This window comes from Tepidanaerobacter acetatoxydans Re1 (genome assembly GCF_000328765.2).
In the GTDB taxonomy this organism is placed as follows: Bacteria; Bacillota; Thermosediminibacteria; order Thermosediminibacterales; family Tepidanaerobacteraceae; genus Tepidanaerobacter; species Tepidanaerobacter acetatoxydans.
This window is the reverse complement of the sequence record NC_019954.2, coordinates 1004865-1029454: the sequence shown is the minus strand read 5'-3', so window position 1 is coordinate 1029454 and position 24590 is coordinate 1004865. Positions and strand designations below refer to the sequence as shown.

The window sequence follows — 24590 nt, the reverse complement described above, 5'->3', positions numbered from 1 at the left end:
TCCTTTCTAGTTTCCTTTTCCCAGCGCAATCCTCGCCCAAACCGCCCCGGCTGCTGCCCATATGCCGATACATAGAAAGGCTTTTCCTATGTGAATTGGCTCGTTCATAACAACTCCCTCAATATTCCGCATGATAATAGCCGCCGTACTGGAAAGAGGATGGACGTACATGTTCACCATGAGCAGGATAAAGCCAAGGAATGTATAAACGATGGTCACACATACCGGCAGGATATAGCCTTTCTGCGAAACGGCCACGGCAAGTACGGGTATCATGGCGAAAGGCGTTAAAACCCCGATTTCCAAGCACTTGATAAACAAAAAAGAAACGCTGTCGCTTGTAAATGCAATCATCCCCGGTACAATCCCCGCCAAAATGGAGCTAACTGCTGTAAGGAGCATAAAGCAGAGCGAATAAACCATTACAACCGTAAACTTGCTAAAAAAGTAACCTGTTTTGCTGACAGGAACAATCCATAGCTGCTTTAACATATTATTTTGGTTTTCGTCGTAAATCAGCATAGTGCAGAACATCCCCAGCACAAGAGGAAGGATAATCCAAGGCGTATAGGACAAGGCCGCCCACTTGTAAAACTGTATGGGCGTAACCCCTGCCATACTCGACGTGCCAAAATAGAATATGGCAACAAGGGGCATAAGCAATGAGGCAAGGAACATCAGCCAGATAAATTTTCTTCGCCGGAGCTTTAGGAACTCCGTCTGAACAAGATTAAGCAATGCCTTCTCCCCCTGTGACTTTTTTGAAATAATCCTCCAGAGTGTCATTGCAAAGTTGTGAACTGGTTACGGAGATATTTTCAAGCATCAGCGTTTTGTTGATTTCAGCCATGTCAAGGGCCGTTTCGTAAAGCCGCAGCGTATGGTCATCCTGTACTGAGTATTCTTTCACATGGAACCTGCGTTCCAGCACCAAAGCGGCCTTTGCCGTATCGGAAACTTGCAGCAGGATATACTTACCATTTTTCTTTTGCAGCTCCGCCAAGCTGTTTTCTTCCAGCAAAACGCCGTTATGGATAATCCCAATGTCGTCAGCCAGTAAGGAAATTTCCGAAAGAATATGGCTGGAAAGCAGAATCGTTTTTCCCCGTTCCACGCATAAGTCCCGGATAAAATTCCTTACTTCCGATATACCGATAGGGTCAAGGCCGTTTGTGGGTTCATCCAGTATGAGAAGCTCAGGGTCATGAAGGATGGCATTGGCGATTCCAAGGCGCTGTTTCATGCCAAGGGAATATTTGCTGAAAATCTTTTTGTCCTTATAGGGCAAGCCCACAACTCCAAGGGCCTCCTTAACGGCGTTCGGTTTTGAAGTTCCCCTCAGTTTCGCAAAGATTTCAAGGTTTTCAGTTCCCGTCAGATTAGGATAAAAACCGGGAGTTTCGATAATCGCCCCAATCCGGGGATAAATGCGTTTCTCGTTGCCTTTGATGTTTTGACCGAAAACGAAGGCTTCGCCGGAGGTAATGGAAGTAAGCCCCAAAATCATTTTCATAATCGTGGTTTTACCTGCTCCATTTCGGCCAAGCAGCCCGTAAATGCGGCCTTTTTGCACATGGAGGTTTACTTTACTTACGACAGTTTGCTCTCCGTATACCTTGGTCAACTGCCGGGTTTCAATCATCAGATGATCCATTTTGATTTCCTCTCCTAACTGTTTTTCCAGACAACGTAATTGTATAAATTTCCGTTTGGAATTGTTCACATAGCTTTTCTCCTTGCCACTTTTTAGTATAGCGTACAAACCTTGCCAAAACTTTGCCAAAACCTTGCTTATTTCTTGTTTTGAAAGAGGAAAGCCCTGTATCGTCACAGGGCTTTCGGAAGTGATATAGTCAATGTTGTGCCGCCATGCGGGAGACTTTCCGCACAAATCGTGCCGTCGTGTACGGCGACAAGTTCCTGAACAATGGATAGCCCAAGGCCGTTTCCGATACCCCCACGGGATTCATCACCCTGATACAGCCGTTCAAAAATATGGGACAAATCCTTTTCGGGTATCCCTTTGCCGTTGTCCGCTACAATGATATTTGCTTGCTTTTCATCCTCTGAAATATGAATGGATACTTCATTACCTTCACTGTGTAAAAGAACATTTTGAAGCAGGTTGTTGAGTATGCGCGTATACGCATTACGGTCTAACCGTATGCTGTATTCCGCATCGGGAATGTCTATTTCATAAGCAAATTGTTTATCCTCCAGCGTGGGTATCCAGTCTGCTAAAACGTCGCGGGAAAGCTCGTTCAAATCACAGGTTTCAAATTGGAATATTTGTTCTTTGGCGTCCAGTTTCACCCACTCGAACAGGGATTCCACAAAGCCCTTTAAGTGATTGGCCTTGTCTAAAGCTACTCTGATATATTCCTCTTTCTCCTCTCCCGTCACAATTTTTTCCTGAATGGCCTCCAAGTAGCCGACCAAGGAGGTCAAAGGGGTTTTGACATCATGGGAAAGGCTTGTCATAAGGCGCTTATAGGCTTGCTCCGATTGTTTCTGTCTGATAAGCTGTGCTTGATCGCTTGCAGCAATTTCATTGATATTGTAGCAAATCGTTTTTGTCATATCGTTTTTTCTTGTAAGAATACGGCGGTTGAGGTTCCCTTTTTTTATATCTTCCAGTACGTCTTTGATAATAGAAAGCTGTTCCCTGACACGGCAGAACCTTGTCGCAAGATAGGCAATCACACAGATACATAAAAGGGTAGTGAAAAAGAAAATCAGTGCCCAGTTCATGCCTTACACCTCCTTGTTAAAGCGATAACCGACGCCGTGCACGGTCAGGATATAAAAGGGGTGTTCTACGTCAGGCTCAATCTTTTTTCGCAGTTTACTGATAAAAGACATGATGTTGTTATCGTCAAAGGCATATTCACCCTCCCAAACCTGCGTGTAGATTTGCTTTTTCGTAAATACGCGCCCTTTATTGGAGGCCAGAAATACCAGTAAATCAAATTCCTTGCCGGTAAGATTGACTGATTCTCCATTTACGCAGACGGTTCGGTTTTCCTTGTCAATCACCATATTTTTAAGATTGAGAATATCAAGCTGCGTCGATTGATTGAATGTCGTGTATCGCCGTATCAGGGATTCTATTCGCGCCATCAGTTCATTGATGCTGAAGGGCTTTGTCAGGTAATCGTCCGCGCCAAGACGTAAACCGGTCACTTTGTCGATTTCATCGCCTTTAGCCGTAAGCATAAGTATGGGAACCATGCTGCCTTTTCGTATTTCGGACAACACCTGAAAGCCGTTTATGCCGGGCAGCATAACGTCCAAAATCACAAGGCAATATGCACCGTTTTGCTCTGCGATTTTTGTCAGTCCGTCCCTGCCCGTATAGGTAATATCCGCTTCCAATCCCTCTTGTTTGATGCATTTTTTCATCAATGCGCAAAGCTCTGCATCATCGTCTATGATTAAAACTCTATTTGGCATGTTTTTCCCTCCCGTATCTCTTGTTCTCCGACTTGATGGCATTTTTAGGAATAAGATGGGTTTTCCTTAATTAAAATAAGCTTTTTACTTTTTAATATCTTCAATAAGCAACTCACTGCTACAACCTATCTGAATATAACTAAAGCAAGGGTTTTTAGAATTGTGACAGTTCCTTATTTCATCAAAGGTCAGCTTAAATGACTGACTTCCGTTGCGTTTTACATATTCCCACAAAGAACTGTATTTGCTAATTGTATAACAATCTCCCTTTCAGAAAAATTATCAAGTCCACTATAAAAGAGCTTCAATTTGTTTCTTTGATTTTTATCCAATATTTCACCTGACAGTGCATTTAAGATAAAGCTTTCTACTTCATCTGTTTTTTGGTCTTTCATAATGAGTAAGACGTTCAGGATATCCAGTAGTATGGATTTTCGCATTAATCCGCAAGCTGTTTTTGCGTAATTTCCTTTTCTATCCGTAATTTACGAATAATATTGCCGATATCTGTATTTTGCATTGTTTCATCTCCATGCATATATTGTAATGAATACATGACGCCTGTTGTAGAAATTTGTATCCCTATACCTAAAGGGGAGGGGGTATTTTTGCCTCATTACAATCCAACACTAAACTTTGTATTACAACCTTTAAGGTACTTGGGCGATAGTGCTAAGGAAAGCATGTTTATTTATCGAGCCCTTATTCCCTTGTTTTTAGGTTGGAAACTTTAAACTCCCGCTCGGGCGTTTTTAGAATATATTCTATTCTATATTTGCAGAAAACCAGGTAGAACCTTCGCTATCTCCTCTTAAAATCTGATTATGCAAAAATTTACATCTTTATAAGATATATAATTAGCAATTATCTTATCCACAAGGATTAATTTTTAACTTCATCAAAAAAATGGGGAGAACTCTAACACATAATGTTTGCACTGAAGTATAGAAGACAAATAATCTATGGAAAGTATAAAACGGAGATCTGGAAAATATTACGCGAGATATATGTAAGGAATGGGATAGAGATAGTCATGTACCACCAGCTTAGCTGGTGGTACATGACTGCACATTATGTTTATTCAAACCAATGGACGCTAATCCACTCCGGGTAATAATTTCCGTAGTAACCGGGCCCACCTCTTAAGCCCCGCAAAATCTCTACCGCCTCTTCCGGCGCATTTATCGGCTGTAAGTAAAGCGACCCTTGGTCATAGCGCTCCAACCGCAGAAAGATAATTTCTTCCCCAGAGGACGACGGGTTGGGAAAATAGTCGGCTGTATCGGCGGGCCCTGCTGTAACAGGTACGGCATTACCATCCTTGTTCAGCTTATAAATCCGCTGGTTAGGAACCAAAGTCCCCGGCAAGATTTCCGATAGGTATAAGGTCTCTGCTTCGGGGCCGCGGCAAAAGAGTAGTTCATTAGTTTTATTCGAAAGCCATATAGGTTGGGTATCCGCATAGCCCTTTTGACTGTAATCAGTAATCTTGCCGCTGATAAGATCAACTATTTCCAAGCTCTTGTTGAGCATAACGTCCCGACCTCCGCCGGCAATATAAGCCAGCTTTGTGTTATCCGGAGAAAATGCCAGCCATTGGAGATACTTTAGACCGCCGCTCAAGTTAAGGGATTGGCCGGTTTTAACATTTAGCACACCCGTTTCAACGCTATCGGCTGTGATGGAGCTGGAATTCACTCCAAGATGATAGGCAAGGTGACGACCGTCCGGTGACCATTTTAGACTAATAAAGGCCCAGCTATAAATGCCCTCAAGATCCATGGGCGCCTCATCCTTTAGAGTATAAAGCACAGTCTGCTCGCCGGCAAGGTTTACTTGCACCAGCGTGGGCGGTTGCTCCGCAGTGCGCGGGAAAGAAATAGTTATGCTTTCCCCGCCCGGATGCCAAGCCAAAGATGGAATCGTAATGGAGTCTTCTTCCAGCAAGGTATTGGCTTTGATTCCTTCTGCTGTAATATCAGCATATCTAACAACGCCCGCAGGAATGTAGCCATCGGTGCTGTCTTTCATAACAGTATAGGCTATCCTGTCATCCTTAGGAGACCATAGCGGGTCACCGTAAATAGGCTCCGTATCCACCTGACTTGCAGCCTTTCCATCAGCCCGCACCACCCATAAATAAGCGGGTGCGCTTTCGCTACTTGCATATTTATAGGAAAGCCATTCACCGTCGGCTGACCAGCCTATTAATTCCACATAGCCTGAGTCTGTAAGCTGCTTTGGTAGAACATCCCGTTTCCGTCCGTCAAGCAGCCACAAATTGCCTTTATCAGTATATGCTACTACAGCATTAAACGCCTCATCACTTATCCGTTCCGGCGGGGTGCGGCGCTCGCCTGTAATAATCTGAACCTGATAAGCACTATTATCCCAGGCCACAGTGACTCCTAAATTTTCCGTTACGAAGCGAAGCGGCACATAGAACGTGCCATTGATCAATCGAGGAGGTACTGGGATGGAAATTGGCTCGCCATTTTTGCGCACTTCTCCCGTAGAAGGCCTGAAGAAAATTGTGCGTCCGTTTTTTTGAATCCAGGTTGTCCCCTCAACCTCATTCCACTGAAAGCCGGCATTAAGATATGCAGCAAGCTCTTCTAATGATACTAAAATCGATCCATTGTCCCAGCAAATGGGTGATGCTTGTGCCATAAGCTGACCGTCCACCATAAGCGTCGGTATCTTGACATCAGCTGTGACAGGCAGTGTCGCCGACATCAATACCATAAGCCCTGCCAGCAAAGCGGCAAAGCTGCGCAATCCAGTTATTTTCATAGCAAATATACCTTCCTTTCTTAATTATAACTTATTTATACGGAAATACACTTAATATATTTAGACTCAATTCATAATTAAAAGTTCCGCATATTAAAAATTATTTTAGCTAATGTCCATTGAACAAATTCCAAGCGCCTTCTAACAACCGTAACAAGATGGCTGCCCCATTGAGACGTAAGCGTAAAATCGGTCTGGTCTCCTATCTCTGGACAATATCTTTATATTTCTCATAAAATCGTACTTTTGCATTAACTTTAATAATTGTTTAAAGCTTAAAGATTATGCTGTAAAAGGTTTGACCTTAACTTTATCATCTATAAATGCTGCATAAAACTTTCAAACTCGTTTTGACTGTAGCATTCATCCTTCAAGATGGAATATCGTGCCTTCAAGCTGCTGAGGTTACGTTTTACTTCCTGGCATTCTTTAATTATTTGCTCTTTAAATTCTTCTGTATATTGTTTTATTGTCATTTAAGCAAGCCCCCTGTTTTTATACTATCATATACAAAGATTTTCTCTAAGTTGGTTAGGGGGCTATAGAGTTGTGACATCAAAAATGGCTCGCTGCTAAAGGCTGCCTTGAAAAGTCTGTGGACGTGTTTTCTCGAACTGCCATGTTAATAAAAAAGGCTTTCCTGTCTTCCAGCTATCTGCAAACAATTTATTTACAGATGGCAAAATACTAGAAAGCCCTATTAAGTCGTTTTTGCGTTCGCGGGAATAGTCAAAGCGGTTTTATAAGCATTTCTTGTAAACAACAATTGTTCCTTAAGCTACATAAGATATTCCTTTAACAGGAGCTCGATTGCCGAAGATGGCATTGTATACAATTTGCTTTTTGGCTAATTAGCTTCATAGCTTAAATGCTCCAATCTTTTTAACATGCGAAGCAGGTACCCATTATTCAATGCATCTATGAATTTATCCTCGAAAGGTATGCTACCAACCAAGTAAAGCAGAAGAGCGATAATTACATTGAGCTCTTGTGTTTCAACGTCTATATTAAACACCTCTTCAAGTTTAATGTTATTATCTCCCACAATATCAAGCCATTCATATTCATATTGAAATTCATCTGCAATAGCCTTGCATAAATTGTCACACTCATAAGATACGATAAGATTTTTACCATCTTTTTCATCATCATACACATAACACTCTTCAGAGTACGGATCCCCATAATACATATATAAATGACCATGATCTTCCAACGTCGGAATGTGTTTTAATATTTTGCTATATTTTCTTTCCATACAAATCTACCTTCTTTTATTGTGAAATAATATTTTTAGTTAGTTCCTTAGATTTTTCATTATAAATGGTATATTGACGAAAGTTGTGCCTCCTATTTTTTGGTATTTACCATAATTAATTAATGTTATAACGGGCATTACACTAAATTTTGTCTTTATTATAACCTTTACAGTTTTCGGAAGCAAGCCAATAGATGCAATTCGGTAAAATTCGGTAATAATTTCGCTTTAGCTTTAATACTTGACATGGCTTTAGTATTAGTGAACTATTTATTTAGTTCACTAATACCAAGTTGGTACAATACAATGTCAATAAATAGTACAACCCAAACGGGTATAATTCCTTATTATCCAGTTTTCGCTTAAAAAAGAGCTGATTCATAGTAGCCTAGGTGATATGTCCCCCATGGAATTTGAGAAATACTATTGGTTTCGTCAAGGGTTAGCCGCCAGTTAATATATAATCCGGTGTTACGAAAATGAAAATATGTTTATAAGATATCCTGCGATAAGATGAGGGAAGAACCGTTTTGCGTGTCCAGTTTGCATAGGCCACTCCATTTCAGTAGGGTGAAATAAATTATGAAACGAAAAGTTAAAAAATATGATTTTAAGGCTTTAGGTTAAGTAGGTCAAGCGATAAAGGAAGCAAGAAATGCAAAGAGGACGTCAAGAAATCAATTAGCTAATTGAAAGTTAAATATAGCTACTCATACAATGTTGGCTAATTCAGAAAGTGCACCAGGTGGCGAAACTTTTGCACAGAAGTTTTCCAAATATAAAAGCTATGGAATCGAATACAAAGAGCAGAAAAACAGCAGTATTGATAATGTCTACTACAATGGCGAATTAGTTAAGCTGTTTGTAGACGAAAATAAATGCGGCGGAGCTTTCAGTTTTGAATCTGCTGATGGTGGTGATATTGTTGTGCATACAACTTATGATAAAAATAACAAACTGAATGGAGTAGAAAAACAATAACAGAGGTTCTAATGAATGCTGTTTTAATAGCGAGGAGTAGAAAATTATATCCTAATAAGTTGTAACATAAACCTCCCTATGGCTAATCATAAGGAGGTTTATGTATATAGATGTTTCTGTAACGTAAACACTTCATAATATTTGCCTTTAGTACCCATTAGATCGGCATGACTTCCTTGTTCTATTATCTCACCATTATTAAGCACTATAATTTTATCACAAAGCTTAGCAGCACTTAATCTATGGCTAATAAGAATTACCGTTTTATCTTTTCCTATACGTGTGAAATCCTCATATACTTCACTCTCAATAAGAGGATCTAAGCTGGCAGTCGGTTCGTCCATAACTAATATTTTACTATTCTCTCAAATTCGGGTGATGCCAAGCACCTTTATACAGATACTTGGTCAACATCTGCTTGCGAAAAGCGTCCTTTTATTTTGCTCTGCACGTTTTTTCAACTCAGTTAATGATAATTTTTCATGCGTTTACCGTGGGGGCTATAGAGGAGGAGGAATGCTTTAGAATTATGAAAAGCGAATGCAAAGCTAGATGTTTATTTGAGTCGTGATGATAGAATAAAAGCACATTTTACTACATGTTTTCTTGCAATACTTATATATAGATATCTTGAAAAATATCTAAGCGAAGAATTTACAAGCTCTGAGATAATTCATAGCTTAAGGAATATGGATTTCAATTACATTCCTACTGAAGGGTATATTCCAACATATACAATGACTGACTTAACCGATATCTTACATGAAGTATTTGGATTTAGAACAGATACTGAAATAGTCAGTTTAAGGGAAATGAAAAAAATATTAAAAGATACGAAAAAGAAAAGGATATTACGCAAAATTTAAAAAATCGAGAAACTCTGGAACACCTTGCAAATAAGGCGTTCCAGAGTTTTATTGTTTCACAACCGTCAAAGATGAGATTATAACACGAGCATCTTCCAATGTAGTATTATGTCAACATAGTAATGCATTGGCTATAGCATTTATAAAATCAAGTTTAGAAAATATATGCACAATTCATACGTAGTTAGCAGTTCTCACTGGCTGTAAGTCATAAGTATCTCATCTGCTACTTGTTCATCCTGATCACGCCACTTTTTGAGATTGGAGGGTGGATTTGTTATAATAAAGTCCACCTTTAAATCCTTGTGCTGATCATCAAGAAAAGATGATGCATTTTTATCCTAAATCGCATGAAACATTACAAATTTCTAGGTTTATTTTTGCCAATCGATAAATAGCAGGATTGGCTTGCTATTCATAAACAGATATATTTATTTTACTACTTTTAAAGAGTCATAATATATAAGCCATATAAATAAAGAGCGTTAAAATGATTTTTGGAACTGAGGGAATTGTCGTCAATCTCCATGGGACTTTTAGTTAACTATTTGAATTACACGAAGATTTCTCTGTTTTCTATAACATCCCAAAATATAATTTTTCTATTTTAATTATAGTTTACTGAAAAAAGTGCAGTTTGATGATTTCTTACCAGTGCCGTTCTATTTACCAAGTTTATAATATTCCTTAAAAATGTCTTTTGGCACCATTTTACCTCCAGTGGCCCATACTAGATGGGTGAAATGTTCTGCTGGGATATGATCTAAACCTTCTCGTTTAAGGTAGTTTTGCCCCTCATACGTAGTAAGAATTCTCCGTGGTCCATCTAATCCTGCCAGAGCGCTAGGCTCTAACTGAATCCCCTCAAGATCATAAACATTCGCTAAATAGCGATATATCCGTTCGTCACTTAGAGTATAGGAACCACTGAGCAAAGGTTTTAATGTTTTTCCAACAAAACTCGAAGCCCTTCCTACTGCAAGACCATCTGCCGCCGTTTTATTATCAATCCCGATATCCTGCACAGAAATTTGGTTATGCAAATTGGTAACCATACCAAGAATCATACAGGGCGCGTGGGTGGGTTCGGCAAAGAAACAGTGAACCAAATCACCATAGACCTGTTTTAAACCATAAGCTACTCCACCAGGACCGCCGCCAACCCCGCAAGGAAGATAAACAAAAAGCGGATGATTGTCATCGACTACAATATTGGCTTCTAGTAGTTGCTTTTTAATCCTCCGTGCTACTACTGCATATCCAAGGAACAAATCTATAGAATTTTCATCATCAACGAAGTGAGTGTTAGGTTCGCCTTCAGCCTGTTTTCTCCCTTTGGCAACAGCAACGCTATAGTCATTTTCATATTCTATCACCGTAACTCCTTTTTCTCGCAACATGTCCTTTTTCCACTGGCGAGCATCCTGTGACATATGCACCGTTGTCTGGAAACCTAATGCTGCACCAATAATTCCAATTGAAAGACCCAAGTTGCCAGTAGAACCTACCGCTATAGAATATTTACCGAACAATTTGCGGAACTCCGGTGTAGCCAAAATTTTATAGTTGTCAGTCCGCTTTAGCTTGTTATTTTTCAGCGCAACATCTTCCGCATACTTCAATACTTCATAGATACCGCCTCGTGCTTTGATAGATCCAGAAATTGGCAAATCATTGTCACATTTCAAGTACAGGGTATTCTTAATATTGGTATTCCAATGAGTATCCAAATACTCACCCAGCCTAGGTGTAGGCTTAATTGGAGATTCGATAATCCCGTTGGTCAATCTAGTTTCAGGGAATATTTCTTCTAAGCAGGGAGCAAAGCGATCCAGCCGTTGTTCGGCATCTGTCACCATGTCTTCGGTTATTGCCGTTTGCTCAAGTATGACATGAGTGGGTTGTTTTTTATCATTAATCCATAAGATTTCTTCATAGTTCATCAACTTTTTTAGAATTGGGAATTCCTCAATTAGTGTTTTTATATTAACATTCACTCTACTGTTAATCCTTTCTTTATATATATTTATAATTTTAAAACATACCGGGTAATATACTGGAAAACGCTTGTAGAATCAAAAGCATTAGAAATGATATAACACTGGCCATTGTAGTAGTATATGTCGTAGTTACAAATGCTTCACCAACGGTCAGATTGTTATACCGTGCAGGTAGCCAGAAAGCGGCATCTGTTGGTAGAGTAAGACCGACAGAACCTGCACATATGGCAAGGCCAACAATTACCGGGGAGAATCCCATGGCAAGAGCTGGCGGACCTACAATGGAAACAGTTGTCAGCATACCAACTGTCGCAGATCCAACGGCAGCACGTATAATCATTGCCAGTAAGAAAGCCAATAGAAGAAGTGGCATATTAAAGCGATTTAGTAGCGCAACAAGCGCATCACCAACACCGCTTGACTGTAGAATGGTACCAAAACATCCGCCAGTACCGATAACCATAAGAATATTGCCCAGTTTGTCTGAAGATTGGTCAATGGCTTCCATAACTGTCCTCCCATCGTTTACAATGTACTTGCGAAGGGTAAAGCCAGTTACTAACATAGCAATAAACAGTGCTACGTTATTGTCACCCAAGAAGGTAAAAATAGTGCGAATAATATTTCCTTCCGGAAGAATGATGGAAAAGATAGAACCAAGTACGATTAGAGTAATCGGGAAAAGAATAAGTAAAAACGCAGTAATAGCAGAAGGCTTATTGCTGTCTTGCATAATAAGCTCATCGTCTTCCAGAATGGCTTTTATACCTTCTTTCATAGCTTTTTTCTCCTCTTCAGTCTGTGAGTGGTTGAGGAGGTTACCAAATTGCCAACCAGCAATTAAACTGGCTGGAAGAGCAATGACGATACCATATAGAATAAACCAGCCAAGATTGGCACCAACCTGACCTGCTACAGCAACTGGACCTGGGGTTGGGGCAACAATGCAGTGGGTGAGCAACAGACCCACAAACAATGCGCTTACATAGGAACCTCGTTTCTTCTTAGTTAATTCTTGCAAAGAGTTTACAAGAGGAGACAGCATAATGTAAGCAGAACCAAAATAAACAGGAATAGATACTATAAATCCGGCTAGGTTCAGAGCCAGTAAGTCATTTTTGGGTCCGACTACCCGAAGCAGGCCCTTAGCCATTTCTTCGGTCGCGCCGGATATCGCTAGTAACTCACCAAAAATCCCACCAAAGAGAATTACAATACCTATGCTCTTCATAGTATTGCCGAAGCCAGTTCCCAAATTGCTGAGAATATCCGGCAGCGGCATAAAGGTGAGAAAGCCCATGAGAATGGCCGCAGCAAACAGACCAACACCTGGACTTATTTTGAACTTGATCAAAGCAATAAGCAAAAGGGTCATTACAATAACAAAAGCAATTAAAACATTCATAAAAATCTCCTCATCTAATCGTTATTTTTTGTAATGATACAAGTATTTGCCCGGTGTCTTGCCGGTCATTTTCCCATCTTCATAGACGACAATGCCATCAACAAAAACCTTATCGATGCCTTTGGCACGACCAAGCGGATTGATATATGTTGCTACATCCTCTAAGTGGTCGTAATCTAGAAGCACCAAATCTGCATCGTAACCTTCTAGAATCAAGCCCTTATTGGCAATTCTTATACGCTCCGCGGTAAGTCCAGTCATGCGATGTACCATTTCCTCAAGTGAGAGAATGCTATTTTCTTTGACAAAGTAGTTGAGTGCCCGTGGAAATGAACCATAGGCTCTAGGATGACCTTTTTCGTTAGCTGCCTGAGTGATGCCATCTGTGCCGACAACTGTGTTCGGATTTTTTATGATATCAAAGACATCCTCATCGCACATACTACTATATACCGCAGTGCCGTAGCAGCCACTTTCCTGCATTAGGTCAAAAAAAGTTTCAAATTCATCTTTATCCAGTTTTTTGGCGTATTCGCTAATAGTAAGACCTTCTGCTTCCCTTACAGGGGATGTAGTGATTAAAATGCCACTCCAACCGCCGGCATTAAGATAATAGTTATCATACTTAGTTTCTGGATTGGTCATCTCCGCCTTGATTGTAGCACGTACCTTTGGATCTGCCAGCCTCTTTGTAAGCTCCTTGGTACCATCACTGTAATACCAAGGTGGAATGCAAGCGTTTAGATGGGTCATGTTTCGAGTGTAAGGGTATTGGTCTAAAGTAACCTGAATACCTTCTGCGGCAGCCTCGTCTACCAGACGCAAGGTCTCCTTTTGTAGTCCCCAGTTATTTTTGCCCAACACTTTGTGGTGGGATATAAATACAGGAACACCAGCCTGGCGCCCGATGTCAATCGTTTCCTTAACAGCTTCAACTACTTCGTCAGATTCATTTCGCATATGGGATGCATAGATACCGTTGTAGGGTTTCATTGCTTTAGCAAGCTCTATAAGCTCTTCAGTAGGTGCGTAAGTGCTTGGTGGATAAATCAAGCCGGTTGACATTCCAACCGCACCATTTTCCATAGCATACACCAGCAAATCTTTCATTTTGCTGAGTTCTTCTTCAGTAGCTTTACGATTTGCCATACCCATAACCGCAATACGAAGCGTGGCATGTCCTACGAATATTTTGATGTGTGCCGATTTTGGCTGTGCTTGCACATACTCGACAAAATTGGCGTAATCATTCCAATGCTCGGATTCTTTCGGAACAGCGTCAGGAGCAATAAGTAGATTGTTTTGATAATATTCAAGATATTCTCTGCTAGTTGGCGCCATTGACAAGCCACACTGTCCGGCGATTTCAGTAGTAATTCCTTGACAGGATTTACTCAGTCTAGCAAAGTCTTTTCCCACCACCATATCACCATGTGAATGGGAATCAATAAAGCCAGGTGTAAGATAACGCCCTTTACCTTCAATTACTTCTATGGCTTTATCGTCCAAGTTTTTCAAGCAGATTTTACCATCCTTGATGCCAACATTGCCTGTATAAGCAGCTTCTCCACTACCATCCAGGATTTTGACATTTTTGATTAACGTATCTAACACACAATTCACCCTTTCTAATACTTATTAATGTATACTTAACAAGTATAAGTATATATTAACAAGTATATTGATTAAAGTCAAGAAAAAGATAAACAATTAGTGAGGACAAGTTTACATAATAAAATAAGGTCTAATACTGCCTAAACCCATGCAGTATATCTTGTAAAAAGCACCGACCATGAAGGAAGGAATTCGACAGCTAAAAACTCAACCACCTGCTCAGAGCAGGTGGTTGAGTTTGATGCTTAAGCACCTTAAAAGCACCGCATGCCGGACTTTAGACATACAGTGCTGTGGGAAATCGACTACTCAGATAATGTACAACCGACTACCTAAATTCTAATTTTATCTATTAGAAACTGGGCGGTGTTATCGCAAAGATTATTTTAACCGTATGGTTGGAATTATTTTCCCAACGATGATTTGTAAAAGAAGGAATGACTAAACTGTCGCCTGTGTACAAAGTATAGAGATTTCCATCTAATAAGATGTTAACCGGGCCTTCTAGAATATATGCAACTTCCTCCCCAACATGGCTTTGTACTACTCCTTCTTGGTTCTTATGGGGTGGGATCTCCATTATGCAGAATTCGATATCACCTGAAATACCCGGTGTCAGTAGCCAGTAAATAATATCCTCTTCACTAGGCCAACCAATTGTTTTACGGCTATCCTTCCTTACGATATATTTTTTTGTGTCATCGTCTGTAATAAAAAACTTGAACATAGGAACATTTAAAGCTATAGAAATCATTTTTAGAGTATTAATAGATGGATTTACTTGTCCGTTTTCAATCTGGCTAAGCATAGAGGGTGTAATTCCAGCTTTTTCTGCCAGTTCCCGCATAGTAATTTTTTTTTGTTCACGATATAATTGTAATTTTTTTCCTATATTAGCGTTTTCCATTTCTCTCCTCCAGTGATAAATTTATTTGTTTTAATGGTATATGTACCATATAATATTACGATATTGTAAATAAAACACAACAGTAAACAAATAGGTCGCAGCTAATGAGTTTAATTTCTTAAAATAAATTGCTCAAAAAAATCTCTACCTGCCTCAAGAGACGATATATATTACTATCTCAACTTTCCCACCTGCTAATAGCAACTTGATCCTTGAAAAATCTATATAGTCACGCACACAACAATAATTTTTGTTTCAAAGGATGCGGTATTGTATCCAAAAATGTATTCATAATCTTGTTAGCCATTTCTTGGCTAATCAAAGGCAATTTACTTAGAGTCTGGCGAAGGGTATCAACCAAGAGTATCAGAGACTGATAAAGCTTTATGTCTTGCAATTCTTCTTTGAGGTAGAAAAACAGGTCTCTTAACGTTCTATCATCTGTAGCATTTCTAGCTTCCATAGACTCGGACGACTTCTTCGTCACTAACAGAAATGTCAGTATAAAGAAGAGCAAGCCAATTATCCGAACTGCGGTCCTTCACAAAAACAATTTTGGCATCAATAAATCTATCAGGAGTTGTGGTCTTATCTTCCCTGAGTACAGAATTTGTGGCTGGTGTGATCAAATACTTTAGCCAAAAGTTCTACCTTCTTACTGCGGTTGCGGCTGAAGAGCAAATCGTCGAAAATTATTACAGATTGCCGATTTTCTCCGGTTAGACCATCAATGAATAAAATCAGCCGTGTCATTATCAATTGAAGTAGCTTTTCCCAGTTAAAGCGGCTGTCGTTAAGGAAACGATAAGCGGTATTTTTCTTAAAAGGTAAGTCCTGACTGTTTACAGATAAGGTTCGATAAAGATTTTTGCCGTGAAAAACCAGAGAAAATAATGTTTTTAAAATGGTTACGCAGTGAATACCCGACTCTTTGTAGAAATTGTATTTAAGCAGGATTTTTGACAGATTTAACTTCTTAAAAAAATAATCAATTCGCGACTCAAGCATCTGGTCATTGTTTTGTAAATCTGATATACTGGTCATAGGGAAACCTCCTTATTGGCTGGTATGATTGGGTTTGGTTTACTTTAATTATACCACGTTAAGGGGGTTTCTTGTTGTTTTAATGTGCGTTTCTATATGAATTTTTCAAGGTTCAAGCCTATTTTGTTGGTGGGAAAGTTGAGTTACTTAGTTTAAAAGAGATATCCTAATGCTAAAATAAAGCTACAGGATGATTAGCAAAGGATAATTCTTTTTCCTCCTGCAAAACCATTTGGTTATTGCCTGGAAAGCGTGCTTCCTGACTTAGCTGTCATAACCTGCTAACTCAGATGCCGCATCCCTTTGATTAGACCATCAGCATGGTAGTTTCCAAAGGTGAATGCTAATAGTGTAAGGTTAGTTAGCGGCTGGGATTAGGATATCTCTTTTACTAATTGTTCTTCTATTTCTTTGGAAAGGTGGTGATTTTAATGAAGAACAATTTTCTTTCAACTTTATTCGTTGGTTTTGATGTAAGTTCTAAGACTAATGTCTTGTGTGCTCTTGATTTCGAAGGTAATAAACTTCTTAATCTAAAGGCTGCGAATAATCAGCCAGGTGCTAAGTTTTTTTTAGATAGTATCATCGACTGTTTGAATTCTAATGGCCTAAAATATGTTGTTATTGCTTTGGAATCTACTTCTTTTTACAGTACTCATATAGCAAATTTCTTGTCTTCAAGTGAAGAGCTTTTGCCTTTTAAGCCTCTCGTTTACTGTCTCAATCCCAAAACCGTTGCAAACTACAGGAAGTCTTTTGTTGATATGGATAAGACTGATCCCCTCGATGCTTTTATCATCGCCGATTTTGCAAGATGCGGCAGGATCACTTGTAAACCCTGGCGCGGGGCAAGTTTTTTCTCTGCAAAGGCTTTCTCGGCACAGGCTTCATTTGGTGGAGTCTATCGCTCGTGAGAAGGCCTATATGGTTTCTAATATTTATCTAAAGTTTAGTGATCTGGCGGTTTTGGATAAGGATGATAAGCCTTTCTCTAATACTTATGGTGCTACCTTGGCTGCGGTTTTAACTGAGTTTTTGTCTTTAGATGATATTGCATATGCTCCCACTCAAGATCTTGTAGCTTTTGTAAGGGAAAAGGGTAAAAACCGTTTTAGTGATCCTTATGAAACAGCTAAATTACTTCAAAAGGCTGCAAACAGCGTTAAAAACCATATACCTGAATATAAGGAATACTACTACAAGAAGTTCGGTGAAGTAACTACTCACCAACACAAAAGAGCACTCGCACTTACAGCTCGTAAATTAGTTCGGTTGATTTTTAGCTTGCTGACTAAAAATCAGATCTACTCAAGCGATAAAGGAAGCAAGAAATGCAAAGAGGACGTCAAGAAATCAATTAGCTAATTGAAAGTTAAATATAGCTACTCATACAATGTTGGCTAATAACCTTATCACCTAGAAGCGTAATTGCCTTTTGGGGACACTGATTGATACATCGGTAACACATAGTACAGCGATTGTTTGAAACAGCTTTTTTATTCACCATTTGTAAATTCTTCATTGGGCAGTGCAACGCACATTTTCCACAGCCAACACACTTATCATGATCAATTTTCAATTTGTTTGTATAGTCCTTTGTTTTGTTATAAAACCACAGTCGTTGCCCAAATAGTCCAGCTATATGATACAGAAAATTTAATCCCTCTTGTGCAGCCTCTCCTGCCTTAAAATTATTTGCAGCTATTTCTATTTTTTTGTCAGCATCTTTAATAAGTTTTACATTTTTATCATAGGAGCGTTTCAGTGCCTTAACATCAGCTACACTGTCAGGCATTTTTAAGTGTAAGCCTCCGACGATATTGGCTCCATATCTTTTCAACAATCTTGCAGATAGGCCTGCACCATCCCCGCTGAATAATCCCATTGTAGCAATTATAAAAACATTCTTTTGTATCCATACCGAACGGTTATCAACAATAAAATCATATACAATTTTAGGGAGGTTGCTATAATAGATTGGATAAGCCAAAACAATATTGTCCTTCTTTTTTATTTCTTCTAAGGACTGCCTATCCTCTATGGGGAATATGTTGGATATCCCAATGCAGTCTATCAAAAACTTGTTGACACAGTATTTTGTATTTCCGCTACCACTAAAATAAACTCCAATCATAATTTCACCTCCTGTAATTCAAAAAAGAGCTTTGAAATACCGCCAAGAAATCAGCTATTTTTTGTTCCCACCCTTCATCATAATGGACATTTTTCATAGTTGCCAAAGAGGTAATTCCATGAATGAAAGACCACATGGCAATGACTGCATCCTTTTGTTTTTCTTTTGGGTAATTCGTGCGTTCCAATAAAGAAATTACAATATCTTTGTAAATCTCAAAGGGTCTATAATTACTTTGACCATCCGTTGACAGTGACAAGTCAATCGTGAAATTGGATTGAGAGTACAGGAATGAAAAATATTGTGGATTCCTTATGAAAAAGGTTGCATAAGCCAAGCCCATATATGCTAAAAGTTCAGGGTCATGTTCGTGTTCCTTGATAGTTAATTCTAATATTTCTGAAAATTGATTTGTAATATGCTCTTGCATGGCATCCAAAAGTTCTTCTTTACTTTGAAAGTGACTGTATGGTGCAGCATGGCTCACTCCACATGCTGCTGCAACTTTCCTAATGGAAAAGTTGTGTATGCCATCTGTAGCAACAAGTTCTATTCCTTTTTCAATAAGAGCATTTTTTAAGTCTTTATGGTGGTATGATGATTTTTCCATTTCCATAACTAATCCTCCGATCTTTACAGTGTCTATATTATAATCTAGAGACCTTACACTGTCAAGATTAAGGGTCTTGTTCCGAAAAGAAATGTTGTTGAATCCAAATTCGTTTCAGATTCAATTTATGGGATTTTAAAATCAGAAAGTATTATTCTTAAAGATATCGCAACAGCTTTAAATGAACATATTCAAATTAAAAACACCATTGACCGACTCAGTCAAAACCTTCAGCGGCAACTATTGCCGGATATCCAAAAAAACTACACAAAAAGAATAGCAAAAGTCTTGGGTAATAACCCGGTCATCCTAGTAGATGATACAGATGTCATTAAACCTCATGGTAAAAAGTTTGAGGCACTCGGTAAGGTGAAAGATGATTCCAGTAAGGACAATAAAATTGAGAAGGGTTATTTAGTAACGGAAATGGTAGGTTTAACGGCTAGTAAAAATCCCGTAAATTTAGTACTTGCAACAAACAAAATAATCAAAGGTAAAGAAGATGTTGTAGATATTGTTAGAACCTATATGTCTAGATGGCGTATTGAGGAGTATTTCCGTTTTAAAAAGCAACATTTTGGGTTTAAAAACTTCAGAGTGAGAAGTTTAAGATCTATCAATAATCTTAATCAACTTCTAACATATGCTATAGGCCTACTAGGTATTCTAGCAGAAAAAATGAACAGTAACTACTGCACTTTGAGAATTAAACGTTTAAAATAGAGCCTGATTTAGGCTCTATTTGGGGATGCTAAAATATCTTTTTATTGGTCTATGATTTTAGACTTTCTTGAACCTGCTCCTAATGGAGTAATTTCCCCTTGGAGTTTTTACATTTTGCGGAAACTCAAAGGTTTCGTCATCTATAAAAAGTTTTTTCAAAGAATATAGGATTTAGAACGCATTGAAAGAATCTAATGCCTACAAAAGCAAAGGCATTTCTGTAATAGCCATTTTCCGATACCTGTTTATGCTGATTTTGGAAAAGATACGGTTTACAGATTTATAAATTCTATCCATATAAACTGGATTAGGTTTACCACTTTGCTTAGTACGCGAATTGCATCCGAAACCCTTACCAAGCTCACAGCTGAAAAGCGAGTGAATGTTCTAATACTGGACGATACACTGTGTTCTGTTCACCATCTTCTTTGATTTCCATCAAGGAAATGGGTTATGATATCATTGCAATGGCAAAGAAAACACCAAAAATCCATTATCTCTATGATGGAAAAATGCAACCACTAACAGAGATATACAAGAAAAACAAAAAGCGTAGAGGTAGATCTAGGTATCTTCTTTCCGTTGAAGTCACTATTAAAAAGGATGACTACTCAATCCCTGCTCGGATTGTATATGTCCGCAATAGAAATAAGCGTAAGGATTATCTAGCGATTATCACAACCGATATGAACATCAGTGAGGATGAAGTTATCCGTATATGTAGGAAGCGCTGGGATATCGAGGTATTTTTTAAAGTATGCAAATCGTATTTAAAGCTAGGCAAGGGGTGTAACTCCTTATCTTACGATGCAATGACAGCACATGTGGCTATCGTATTTACTAGGTATATGCTACTGGCTGTAGAGAATCGTCAACAATCTGACCTGCGAACATTGTAGAACTATTTTACTATATATCGGATGAGATGTCCGATATTACATGGATTCAGGCTTTTCACTTACTGATGCAGGTGTTCGTGGATACAGTTACGGATAAGTTATTCTTAACTTCTGAACAGTTAGATCAACTGGTGGAAACATTTATGGCTGCGCTCCCAAAAGAACTAAAGAAAAGGCTATAATTATGCGCATAAGGCCAGAAATCGGGATACTGTTTTAATCCCAAATATTGAATTCTCAAGGTACATAGACAATATTTATGTGCGAAGTTTAAGTATATAAGTTGTGCCTGCATCTCCTTCAGGTGTTACAATATACAAAACCCCATTAATTACTTTAAAATCTGTAATAGCCTCCGTATTTATGTCATCTACTGGTAATATAACCCTATTATCATCTAGACTAATTTGTATTATTGAATGGTCATTCCCTAATACATAAAGAGTTCCATCTTTACCAGCAATCTTAACAGCTTTTATTTCATCCATATCTATTTGATTTGAAAAATAACCCTCTGTCAATTTCAAAATCGAATTATTTGCCGAATTCAACAAATATAATCATCACCATCAATTGAGAAATCTTCTGGTCCTGATATATTACCTTCAAAATCTACTTGATAACTTAACAACTCTTTGGATTTAGCATTTTCATACACATCAATAGATACAATTGATTTGTCATTATCATACGTTTGTGCATAGCTGAATGTCGTTGGTATCATTACTAAAACTAATAGTAATGATAATGCATAAGTTCTAAACCGTATAAAAGATAATTGTCTTTTCATAGTTTACCGGTCTGGTCCCCTATCTCTTCCCCAATATCTATCACATAACCCTTTCATTATCAATTATCCATATTATCTACATATCGTTTCGTTCTGATAATTCAATTATACGTGCCATAAATTATACCTCTCTTGCCATTTTTATAAGTCGTTTAATGTCTATAAAATCCAATATATTATCCATAGCATCCTGATTGATAGTAAAATCGTATTTTTCAAATATAGTATTTGCCATTTCTACTAATTCCCGAATACTATTTACCAATTTGAAATTATCATATCTATCGTTTACCTCAATATAGCAATCATCAAAATTCTCATCTATTATTTCGTAATTTTTTCTCCTTGCACAATATTCTATCTTGATAATCTTACCATTAGTCATTAGTGACACTTGCCCAATATCTTTATGTATTCCATTGCCTGTTTTAGTCCTTTTATACACGTTCAATTCAAATATTGTTTTTGAAGGTATGATTAAAGGTTTTATGACTTCTGATTTCATCTTTTCATCAGTTATTAATCCTGCTTTTATCTTCACTGTTTGATGAAATTTTCTTAAAAGTTCATCTCTATGTTCTTTAGAATCGATCCACATATCCCCGTATTCACTCTTAAAATCAAGATAAGTTTTATATAGCTCTTCTTTACCCACCAGTACTTTATATTTTTTATAAAGTTCCTTACTATTAAAAGCCCTTTCTAAAACATTATCCATTTCTTTTTCAAATTTTTCAAATGCATTATAAACATTTTTTGCAAATCCAGTAAGGCTAGGCATAATGACATTACATTTTAAACTTTTTTCATTTTTACGCTTTTTATCTAGCTTTAAATCCTTTTCTTCTTGCTCCTGCAACCTTACATTAATACAATTAATTTCATCAAATGGGCTTCCTTGAATACTGGCATGATTTATAATAATGCCACAGCTTTCTACAGCCTCTTCAGCTACTTTCAATTGATAGCCTAATATTGCATACATTTTATCATCACCATATAATTCTTTCCCTCTCTGATACTGAGGCAATTTTTCATCTGGGATAAAGAATGCTTGTATACTTTCACTACAATATATTAGCGATTCATCAAATTCCAAAGTTAATGAATATTTTAAGGTTTTATCCAAGTTCTGTATTTCTTCATTTATAGCTATTTTTATCTTATCGCACAATTTCTCCTCAAACAGATTTATTCCGGGTAATGTTATTTTCATTTAATCCCTCCGCATAAATATTTATCTTTATATGTTGTAATCATCATGACATTCAACATTATCATGCCTATATAAAATTATGGAAATTGATGCTTCTGAATCAAATAAATGTAGCTTTATTATAATAGTTAGTTCATTATGTTGACCTAATTTTAAATATTTTAATATTTCTATTACCGCCAATAGCCTCTAGACTTTTTCAGAACCTTTTGCTCCGCATTCTTTTCATGCTCTCTTTTTCCAAATAATTCATCTTCTCTTGCTATTATAGGATTAAACCAATCTGCTTTTTTCTTTGCCCACTCAATCCATTCAGCAGTTGCTTGATCGCTCAAATCTGCTCTTAACTCTAATGCTTCTATATAAACTCTAATTTTACAAGCCAATTCAAATCCTGCGCGATATTTGTTAGTTTAGCTATCTTATCGGCTTCTTCACTATATAATTTTTCTCGCTCTTCACGAATCCTTATATCTTCTTCTCTTTTTCTTTGTGCTTCTTCATCTGCTTCACGCTTTTTCTTGACCACTTCAGATTGTTCATATAAATCTATCAGCATATCACCAAGCTGAGATTCTATTTTTACTTTCTCAGAATCTCTGAAATACTTGTTATTAAGAATAGATACCTTTAACTTACCGTTAAAAATATAATCATATTTTCTGATATTGGGTTTGCTTGCCCACTTTTTATGACGTATCGCATCCTCATAGACAACTAATTCTTGAGCTTCCTGTCTAGTAAGTTCATGTTTAACTTCATCTTGTCCTTCAAATACTTTAAGAGTCACTCTTTCATTTCTAATTATAAGTGAGAGATCATCATTAACAGATCCTCCTAATAGCTCAATTTGGCGGTAGAGCGTATCAAGAATCCGATGTATACGAGGAAGTGTTTCACTTGAAATAACACCTGCTAAAAATGGAGGGGGAGTCGAATAATTTCTAAAGCCTTTTTGAGCTTTTTCTTCTTTCTTATCATTTTTATTCCATTCTCTTACCTCTGGATGGTATTCCCTAATTTTTTTATGTAGTTTTTCTTTATAATCTGTTAACTGAATTTGTTCAGCTGCAAGCAAAACTTTCTGTCTCTCGTCTTCTGGTAAAAAATCCAGACTTTGCTCTTTAATAACTTTAACTTCTTTATAAGTTTTATAACCAATAATTTGATTTACTCCTTCCTTTGCAGGAAGAGGCGTTTTTTTAAGTTTTTCCCCTGCACGCACCCTTGCCCAGTATCCTCTCGATGGGACTGGAATATCAAGTGATTTACAAATCTTATGTATCATGACATCGGATACTCCATATGCAGCAGCAACTTGAACTACTGGTTTGTCCCATACTTCTTCATATAATTTTTCTCTGTTATATACATTGAAATTGTCTGATGCTCCAGAATATTCAAGACTCATTTCATCACTTTTTTCGGTGATCTCAGTTGTTGACTTTTCCCCATTACTTTCAGCTTCAATCACAGTTTTTGCTTCCATATCTTCTGTTTCTATCTCTTTATGCTCTTCATTTATTAAATCAGCATTTTCTGATCTGATTGAACCATTAGAAGCTTTTATTCCGTGGTTATCAGTAGGAAGTATAACTTCCTTTTCTGGATGTTCCGGCAGCTGAATTTTTTCAACAGATTTTCCAAAGCTTAATTTTGTCCAATATCCAGAAGGTGGAATAGGAATTTGTTTTTCTTTACATAGTCTAAGAAGTTCACTATAAGGAATATTATATTTTCTTGCAGTACCCGCCGCTGAAATTTCCCATATTTCATTATATAAAACTTCTCTGTTCATTTTAATGAATTTTTATCAGCCATAGTACCCCTCTCTTTACTAATTTCTTAGTTACAATATAAAGCCTTAAAAATTTATAAATCATTATTTTTATTATTC

25 protein-coding genes and 4 pseudogenes are annotated in these 24590 nt (G+C 37.8%); 7 read left to right on the top strand and 22 right to left on the bottom strand.

What is annotated here, in order from left to right; translation table 11 throughout:
* Positions 1-6 precede the first annotated feature (6 nt).
* From TEPIRE1_RS04805 to TEPIRE1_RS13760, 5 genes are all read right to left on the bottom strand, one after another.
* Positions 7-738 (bottom strand): ABC transporter permease, encoded by a 732-nt coding sequence (locus TEPIRE1_RS04805; protein WP_013778037.1) that lies wholly within the window; start codon positions 736-738, stop codon positions 7-9.
* The gene (locus tag TEPIRE1_RS04800) at positions 731-1654 is read right to left on the bottom strand and encodes an ABC transporter ATP-binding protein (RefSeq protein ID WP_015295189.1); all 924 of its coding nucleotides are present in this window, start codon (positions 1652-1654) and stop codon (positions 731-733) included. The genes TEPIRE1_RS04805 and TEPIRE1_RS04800 overlap by 8 nt, the downstream gene beginning before the upstream one ends.
* A 173-nt stretch (positions 1655-1827) precedes the next feature.
* On the bottom strand, positions 1828-2751 hold the full coding sequence (locus tag TEPIRE1_RS04795) for a sensor histidine kinase (protein WP_013778035.1): 924 nt from the start codon (positions 2749-2751) through the stop codon (positions 1828-1830).
* Between the two features lie 3 nt (positions 2752-2754).
* Positions 2755-3453 (bottom strand): response regulator transcription factor, encoded by a 699-nt coding sequence (locus TEPIRE1_RS04790; RefSeq protein WP_013778034.1) that lies wholly within the window; start codon positions 3451-3453, stop codon positions 2755-2757.
* A gap of 218 nt (positions 3454-3671) precedes the next feature.
* Entirely contained in the window at positions 3672-3848 is a 177-nt protein-coding gene (locus TEPIRE1_RS13760; RefSeq protein ID WP_015295185.1) for a hypothetical protein, read from the bottom strand.
* A gap of 533 nt (positions 3849-4381) precedes the next feature.
* On the opposite strand from TEPIRE1_RS13760, the pseudogene TEPIRE1_RS14100 reads away from it, so the two are divergent.
* Positions 4382-4483 (top strand): annotated as a pseudogene (locus tag TEPIRE1_RS14100) (IS200/IS605 family transposase); the annotation flags it as partial.
* A 47-nt stretch (positions 4484-4530) separates the two neighbouring features.
* Here the strand turns inward: TEPIRE1_RS14100 and TEPIRE1_RS04785 are convergent.
* From TEPIRE1_RS04785 to TEPIRE1_RS04780, 3 genes are all read right to left on the bottom strand, one after another.
* Positions 4531-6141, bottom strand: a complete 1611-nt coding sequence (locus TEPIRE1_RS04785; RefSeq protein WP_414929846.1) for a stalk domain-containing protein — start codon at positions 6139-6141, stop codon at positions 4531-4533.
* 422 nt (positions 6142-6563) lie between these two features.
* The gene (locus TEPIRE1_RS13815; RefSeq protein WP_013778032.1) at positions 6564-6722 is read right to left on the bottom strand and encodes a hypothetical protein; all 159 of its coding nucleotides are present in this window, start codon (positions 6720-6722) and stop codon (positions 6564-6566) included.
* Positions 6723-7093: 371 nt separating this feature from the next.
* A complete protein-coding gene (locus TEPIRE1_RS04780) occupies positions 7094-7504 on the bottom strand; it encodes a hypothetical protein (protein ID WP_023211433.1) in 411 nt (136 codons plus the stop codon).
* A gap of 717 nt (positions 7505-8221) precedes the next feature.
* On the opposite strand from TEPIRE1_RS04780, the gene TEPIRE1_RS04775 reads away from it, so the two are divergent.
* On the top strand, positions 8222-8485 hold the full coding sequence (locus tag TEPIRE1_RS04775; protein ID WP_015295181.1) for a hypothetical protein: 264 nt from the start codon (positions 8222-8224) through the stop codon (positions 8483-8485).
* 98 nt (positions 8486-8583) lie between these two features.
* Here TEPIRE1_RS04775 and TEPIRE1_RS04770 read toward each other — a convergent pair whose 3' ends face one another.
* Positions 8584-8829: an antibiotic ABC transporter ATP-binding protein gene (locus TEPIRE1_RS04770; RefSeq protein ID WP_015295180.1), complete on the bottom strand. Its 246-nt coding sequence runs from the start codon at positions 8827-8829 to the stop codon at positions 8584-8586.
* A 161-nt stretch (positions 8830-8990) separates the two neighbouring features.
* Between TEPIRE1_RS04770 and TEPIRE1_RS04765 the strand changes: the two are divergent.
* Positions 8991-9351: pseudogene (locus tag TEPIRE1_RS04765) on the top strand (IS1634 family transposase); the annotation flags it as partial.
* A gap of 662 nt (positions 9352-10013) precedes the next feature.
* Here the strand turns inward: TEPIRE1_RS04765 and TEPIRE1_RS04760 are convergent.
* The 6 genes from TEPIRE1_RS04760 to TEPIRE1_RS04735 all read right to left on the bottom strand — a co-directional run bounded on the left by TEPIRE1_RS04760 (position 10014) and on the right by TEPIRE1_RS04735 (position 16321).
* Positions 10014-11348: a D-serine ammonia-lyase gene (locus tag TEPIRE1_RS04760; RefSeq protein WP_013778031.1), complete on the bottom strand. Its 1335-nt coding sequence runs from the start codon at positions 11346-11348 to the stop codon at positions 10014-10016.
* A gap of 37 nt (positions 11349-11385) precedes the next feature.
* Positions 11386-12756, bottom strand: coding sequence for a GntP family permease (locus TEPIRE1_RS04755; protein ID WP_013778030.1), 1371 nt, complete (start codon positions 12754-12756; stop codon positions 11386-11388).
* A 21-nt stretch (positions 12757-12777) separates the two neighbouring features.
* Complete coding sequence (locus TEPIRE1_RS04750; RefSeq protein ID WP_013778029.1) at positions 12778-14370, bottom strand: N-acyl-D-amino-acid deacylase family protein; 1593 nt, start codon at positions 14368-14370, stop codon at positions 12778-12780.
* A 352-nt stretch (positions 14371-14722) separates the two neighbouring features.
* Positions 14723-15277, bottom strand: a complete 555-nt coding sequence (locus tag TEPIRE1_RS04745; RefSeq protein WP_013778028.1) for a helix-turn-helix domain-containing protein — start codon at positions 15275-15277, stop codon at positions 14723-14725.
* Between the two features lie 229 nt (positions 15278-15506).
* Entirely contained in the window at positions 15507-15740 is a 234-nt protein-coding gene (locus tag TEPIRE1_RS04740) for a hypothetical protein (RefSeq protein ID WP_015295175.1), read from the bottom strand.
* Between the two features lie 125 nt (positions 15741-15865).
* Complete coding sequence (locus tag TEPIRE1_RS04735; RefSeq protein ID WP_013778027.1) at positions 15866-16321, bottom strand: hypothetical protein; 456 nt, start codon at positions 16319-16321, stop codon at positions 15866-15868.
* 431 nt (positions 16322-16752) lie between these two features.
* Between TEPIRE1_RS04735 and TEPIRE1_RS13910 the strand changes: the two genes are divergently transcribed.
* Both TEPIRE1_RS13910 and TEPIRE1_RS14470 read left to right on the top strand, forming a co-directional pair.
* Positions 16753-17235 (top strand): IS110 family transposase, encoded by a 483-nt coding sequence (locus tag TEPIRE1_RS13910; RefSeq protein WP_023211431.1) that lies wholly within the window; start codon positions 16753-16755, stop codon positions 17233-17235.
* Between the two features lie 181 nt (positions 17236-17416).
* Positions 17417-17686: pseudogene (locus TEPIRE1_RS14470) on the top strand (hypothetical protein); the annotation flags it as partial.
* Between the two features lie 7 nt (positions 17687-17693).
* On the opposite strand, the gene TEPIRE1_RS04720 reads toward TEPIRE1_RS14470, so the two are convergent.
* Positions 17694-18455 (bottom strand): EFR1 family ferrodoxin, encoded by a 762-nt coding sequence (locus TEPIRE1_RS04720; protein ID WP_013778026.1) that lies wholly within the window; start codon positions 18453-18455, stop codon positions 17694-17696.
* Positions 18456-18459: 4 nt separating this feature from the next.
* A complete protein-coding gene (locus tag TEPIRE1_RS04715; protein ID WP_013778025.1) occupies positions 18460-19071 on the bottom strand; it encodes a TetR/AcrR family transcriptional regulator in 612 nt (203 codons plus the stop codon).
* Between the two features lie 237 nt (positions 19072-19308).
* Between TEPIRE1_RS04715 and TEPIRE1_RS13240 the strand changes: the two genes are divergently transcribed.
* Positions 19309-19788 carry a transposase gene (locus tag TEPIRE1_RS13240; RefSeq protein ID WP_015295173.1) on the top strand — a complete coding sequence of 160 codons (480 nt, stop codon included), beginning with the start codon at positions 19309-19311 and terminating at the stop codon, positions 19786-19788.
* A gap of 142 nt (positions 19789-19930) precedes the next feature.
* A pseudogene (locus TEPIRE1_RS14465) lies at positions 19931-20869 on the top strand (IS4 family transposase).
* A 75-nt stretch (positions 20870-20944) separates the two neighbouring features.
* Here the strand turns inward: TEPIRE1_RS14465 and TEPIRE1_RS04700 are convergent.
* The 5 genes from TEPIRE1_RS04700 to TEPIRE1_RS04685 form a co-directional block, all read right to left on the bottom strand.
* Positions 20945-21238: a hypothetical protein gene (locus TEPIRE1_RS04700; RefSeq protein ID WP_013778024.1), complete on the bottom strand. Its 294-nt coding sequence runs from the start codon at positions 21236-21238 to the stop codon at positions 20945-20947.
* Positions 21235-21477 carry a hypothetical protein gene (locus TEPIRE1_RS04695; protein ID WP_013778023.1) on the bottom strand — a complete coding sequence of 81 codons (243 nt, stop codon included), beginning with the start codon at positions 21475-21477 and terminating at the stop codon, positions 21235-21237. The genes TEPIRE1_RS04700 and TEPIRE1_RS04695 overlap by 4 nt, the downstream gene beginning before the upstream one ends.
* 121 nt (positions 21478-21598) lie before the next feature.
* Entirely contained in the window at positions 21599-22693 is a 1095-nt protein-coding gene (locus TEPIRE1_RS04690; RefSeq protein ID WP_013778022.1) for a hypothetical protein, read from the bottom strand.
* Positions 22694-22866: 173 nt separating this feature from the next.
* Positions 22867-23079, bottom strand: a complete 213-nt coding sequence (locus TEPIRE1_RS13895; RefSeq protein WP_015295166.1) for a hypothetical protein — start codon at positions 23077-23079, stop codon at positions 22867-22869.
* On the bottom strand, positions 23052-24491 hold the full coding sequence (locus TEPIRE1_RS04685; protein WP_023211425.1) for a hypothetical protein: 1440 nt from the start codon (positions 24489-24491) through the stop codon (positions 23052-23054). The genes TEPIRE1_RS13895 and TEPIRE1_RS04685 overlap by 28 nt, the downstream gene beginning before the upstream one ends.
* Positions 24492-24590 lie beyond the last annotated feature (99 nt).

What these genes read in the sequence shown, in the direction of transcription:
- TEPIRE1_RS04735 (WP_013778027.1), bottom strand. Translation starts at nt 16,321, where the DNA reads ATGACCAGTATATCAGATTTACAAAACAATGACCAGATGCTTGAGTCG.
- TEPIRE1_RS04770 (WP_015295180.1), bottom strand. Translation starts at nt 8,829, where the DNA reads ATGGACGAACCGACTGCCAGCTTAGATCCTCTTATTGAGAGTGAAGTA.
- TEPIRE1_RS04780 (WP_023211433.1), bottom strand. Translation starts at nt 7,504, where the DNA reads ATGGAAAGAAAATATAGCAAAATATTAAAACACATTCCGACGTTGGAA.
- TEPIRE1_RS04795 (WP_013778035.1), bottom strand. Translation starts at nt 2,751, where the DNA reads ATGAACTGGGCACTGATTTTCTTTTTCACTACCCTTTTATGTATCTGT.
- TEPIRE1_RS13910 (WP_023211431.1), top strand. Translation starts at nt 16,753, where the DNA reads ATGAAGAACAATTTTCTTTCAACTTTATTCGTTGGTTTTGATGTAAGT.
- TEPIRE1_RS04775 (WP_015295181.1), top strand. Translation starts at nt 8,222, where the DNA reads ATGTTGGCTAATTCAGAAAGTGCACCAGGTGGCGAAACTTTTGCACAG.
- TEPIRE1_RS04800 (WP_015295189.1), bottom strand. Translation starts at nt 1,654, where the DNA reads ATGGATCATCTGATGATTGAAACCCGGCAGTTGACCAAGGTATACGGA.
- TEPIRE1_RS13815 (WP_013778032.1), bottom strand. Translation starts at nt 6,722, where the DNA reads ATGACAATAAAACAATATACAGAAGAATTTAAAGAGCAAATAATTAAA.
- TEPIRE1_RS04785 (WP_414929846.1), bottom strand. Translation starts at nt 6,141, where the DNA reads ATGGTGGACGGTCAGCTTATGGCACAAGCATCACCCATTTGCTGGGAC.
- TEPIRE1_RS04790 (WP_013778034.1), bottom strand. Translation starts at nt 3,453, where the DNA reads ATGCCAAATAGAGTTTTAATCATAGACGATGATGCAGAGCTTTGCGCA.
- TEPIRE1_RS04740 (WP_015295175.1), bottom strand. Translation starts at nt 15,740, where the DNA reads ATGGAAGCTAGAAATGCTACAGATGATAGAACGTTAAGAGACCTGTTT.
- TEPIRE1_RS04745 (WP_013778028.1), bottom strand. Translation starts at nt 15,277, where the DNA reads ATGGAAAACGCTAATATAGGAAAAAAATTACAATTATATCGTGAACAA.
- TEPIRE1_RS04755 (WP_013778030.1), bottom strand. Translation starts at nt 12,756, where the DNA reads ATGAATGTTTTAATTGCTTTTGTTATTGTAATGACCCTTTTGCTTATT.
- TEPIRE1_RS04685 (WP_023211425.1), bottom strand. Translation starts at nt 24,491, where the DNA reads ATGAACAGAGAAGTTTTATATAATGAAATATGGGAAATTTCAGCGGCG.
- TEPIRE1_RS04715 (WP_013778025.1), bottom strand. Translation starts at nt 19,071, where the DNA reads ATGGAAATGGAAAAATCATCATACCACCATAAAGACTTAAAAAATGCT.
- TEPIRE1_RS04695 (WP_013778023.1), bottom strand. Translation starts at nt 21,477, where the DNA reads ATGAAAAGACAATTATCTTTTATACGGTTTAGAACTTATGCATTATCA.
- TEPIRE1_RS04690 (WP_013778022.1), bottom strand. Translation starts at nt 22,693, where the DNA reads ATGAAAATAACATTACCCGGAATAAATCTGTTTGAGGAGAAATTGTGC.
- TEPIRE1_RS13760 (WP_015295185.1), bottom strand. Translation starts at nt 3,848, where the DNA reads ATGAAAGACCAAAAAACAGATGAAGTAGAAAGCTTTATCTTAAATGCA.
- TEPIRE1_RS04720 (WP_013778026.1), bottom strand. Translation starts at nt 18,455, where the DNA reads ATGATTGGAGTTTATTTTAGTGGTAGCGGAAATACAAAATACTGTGTC.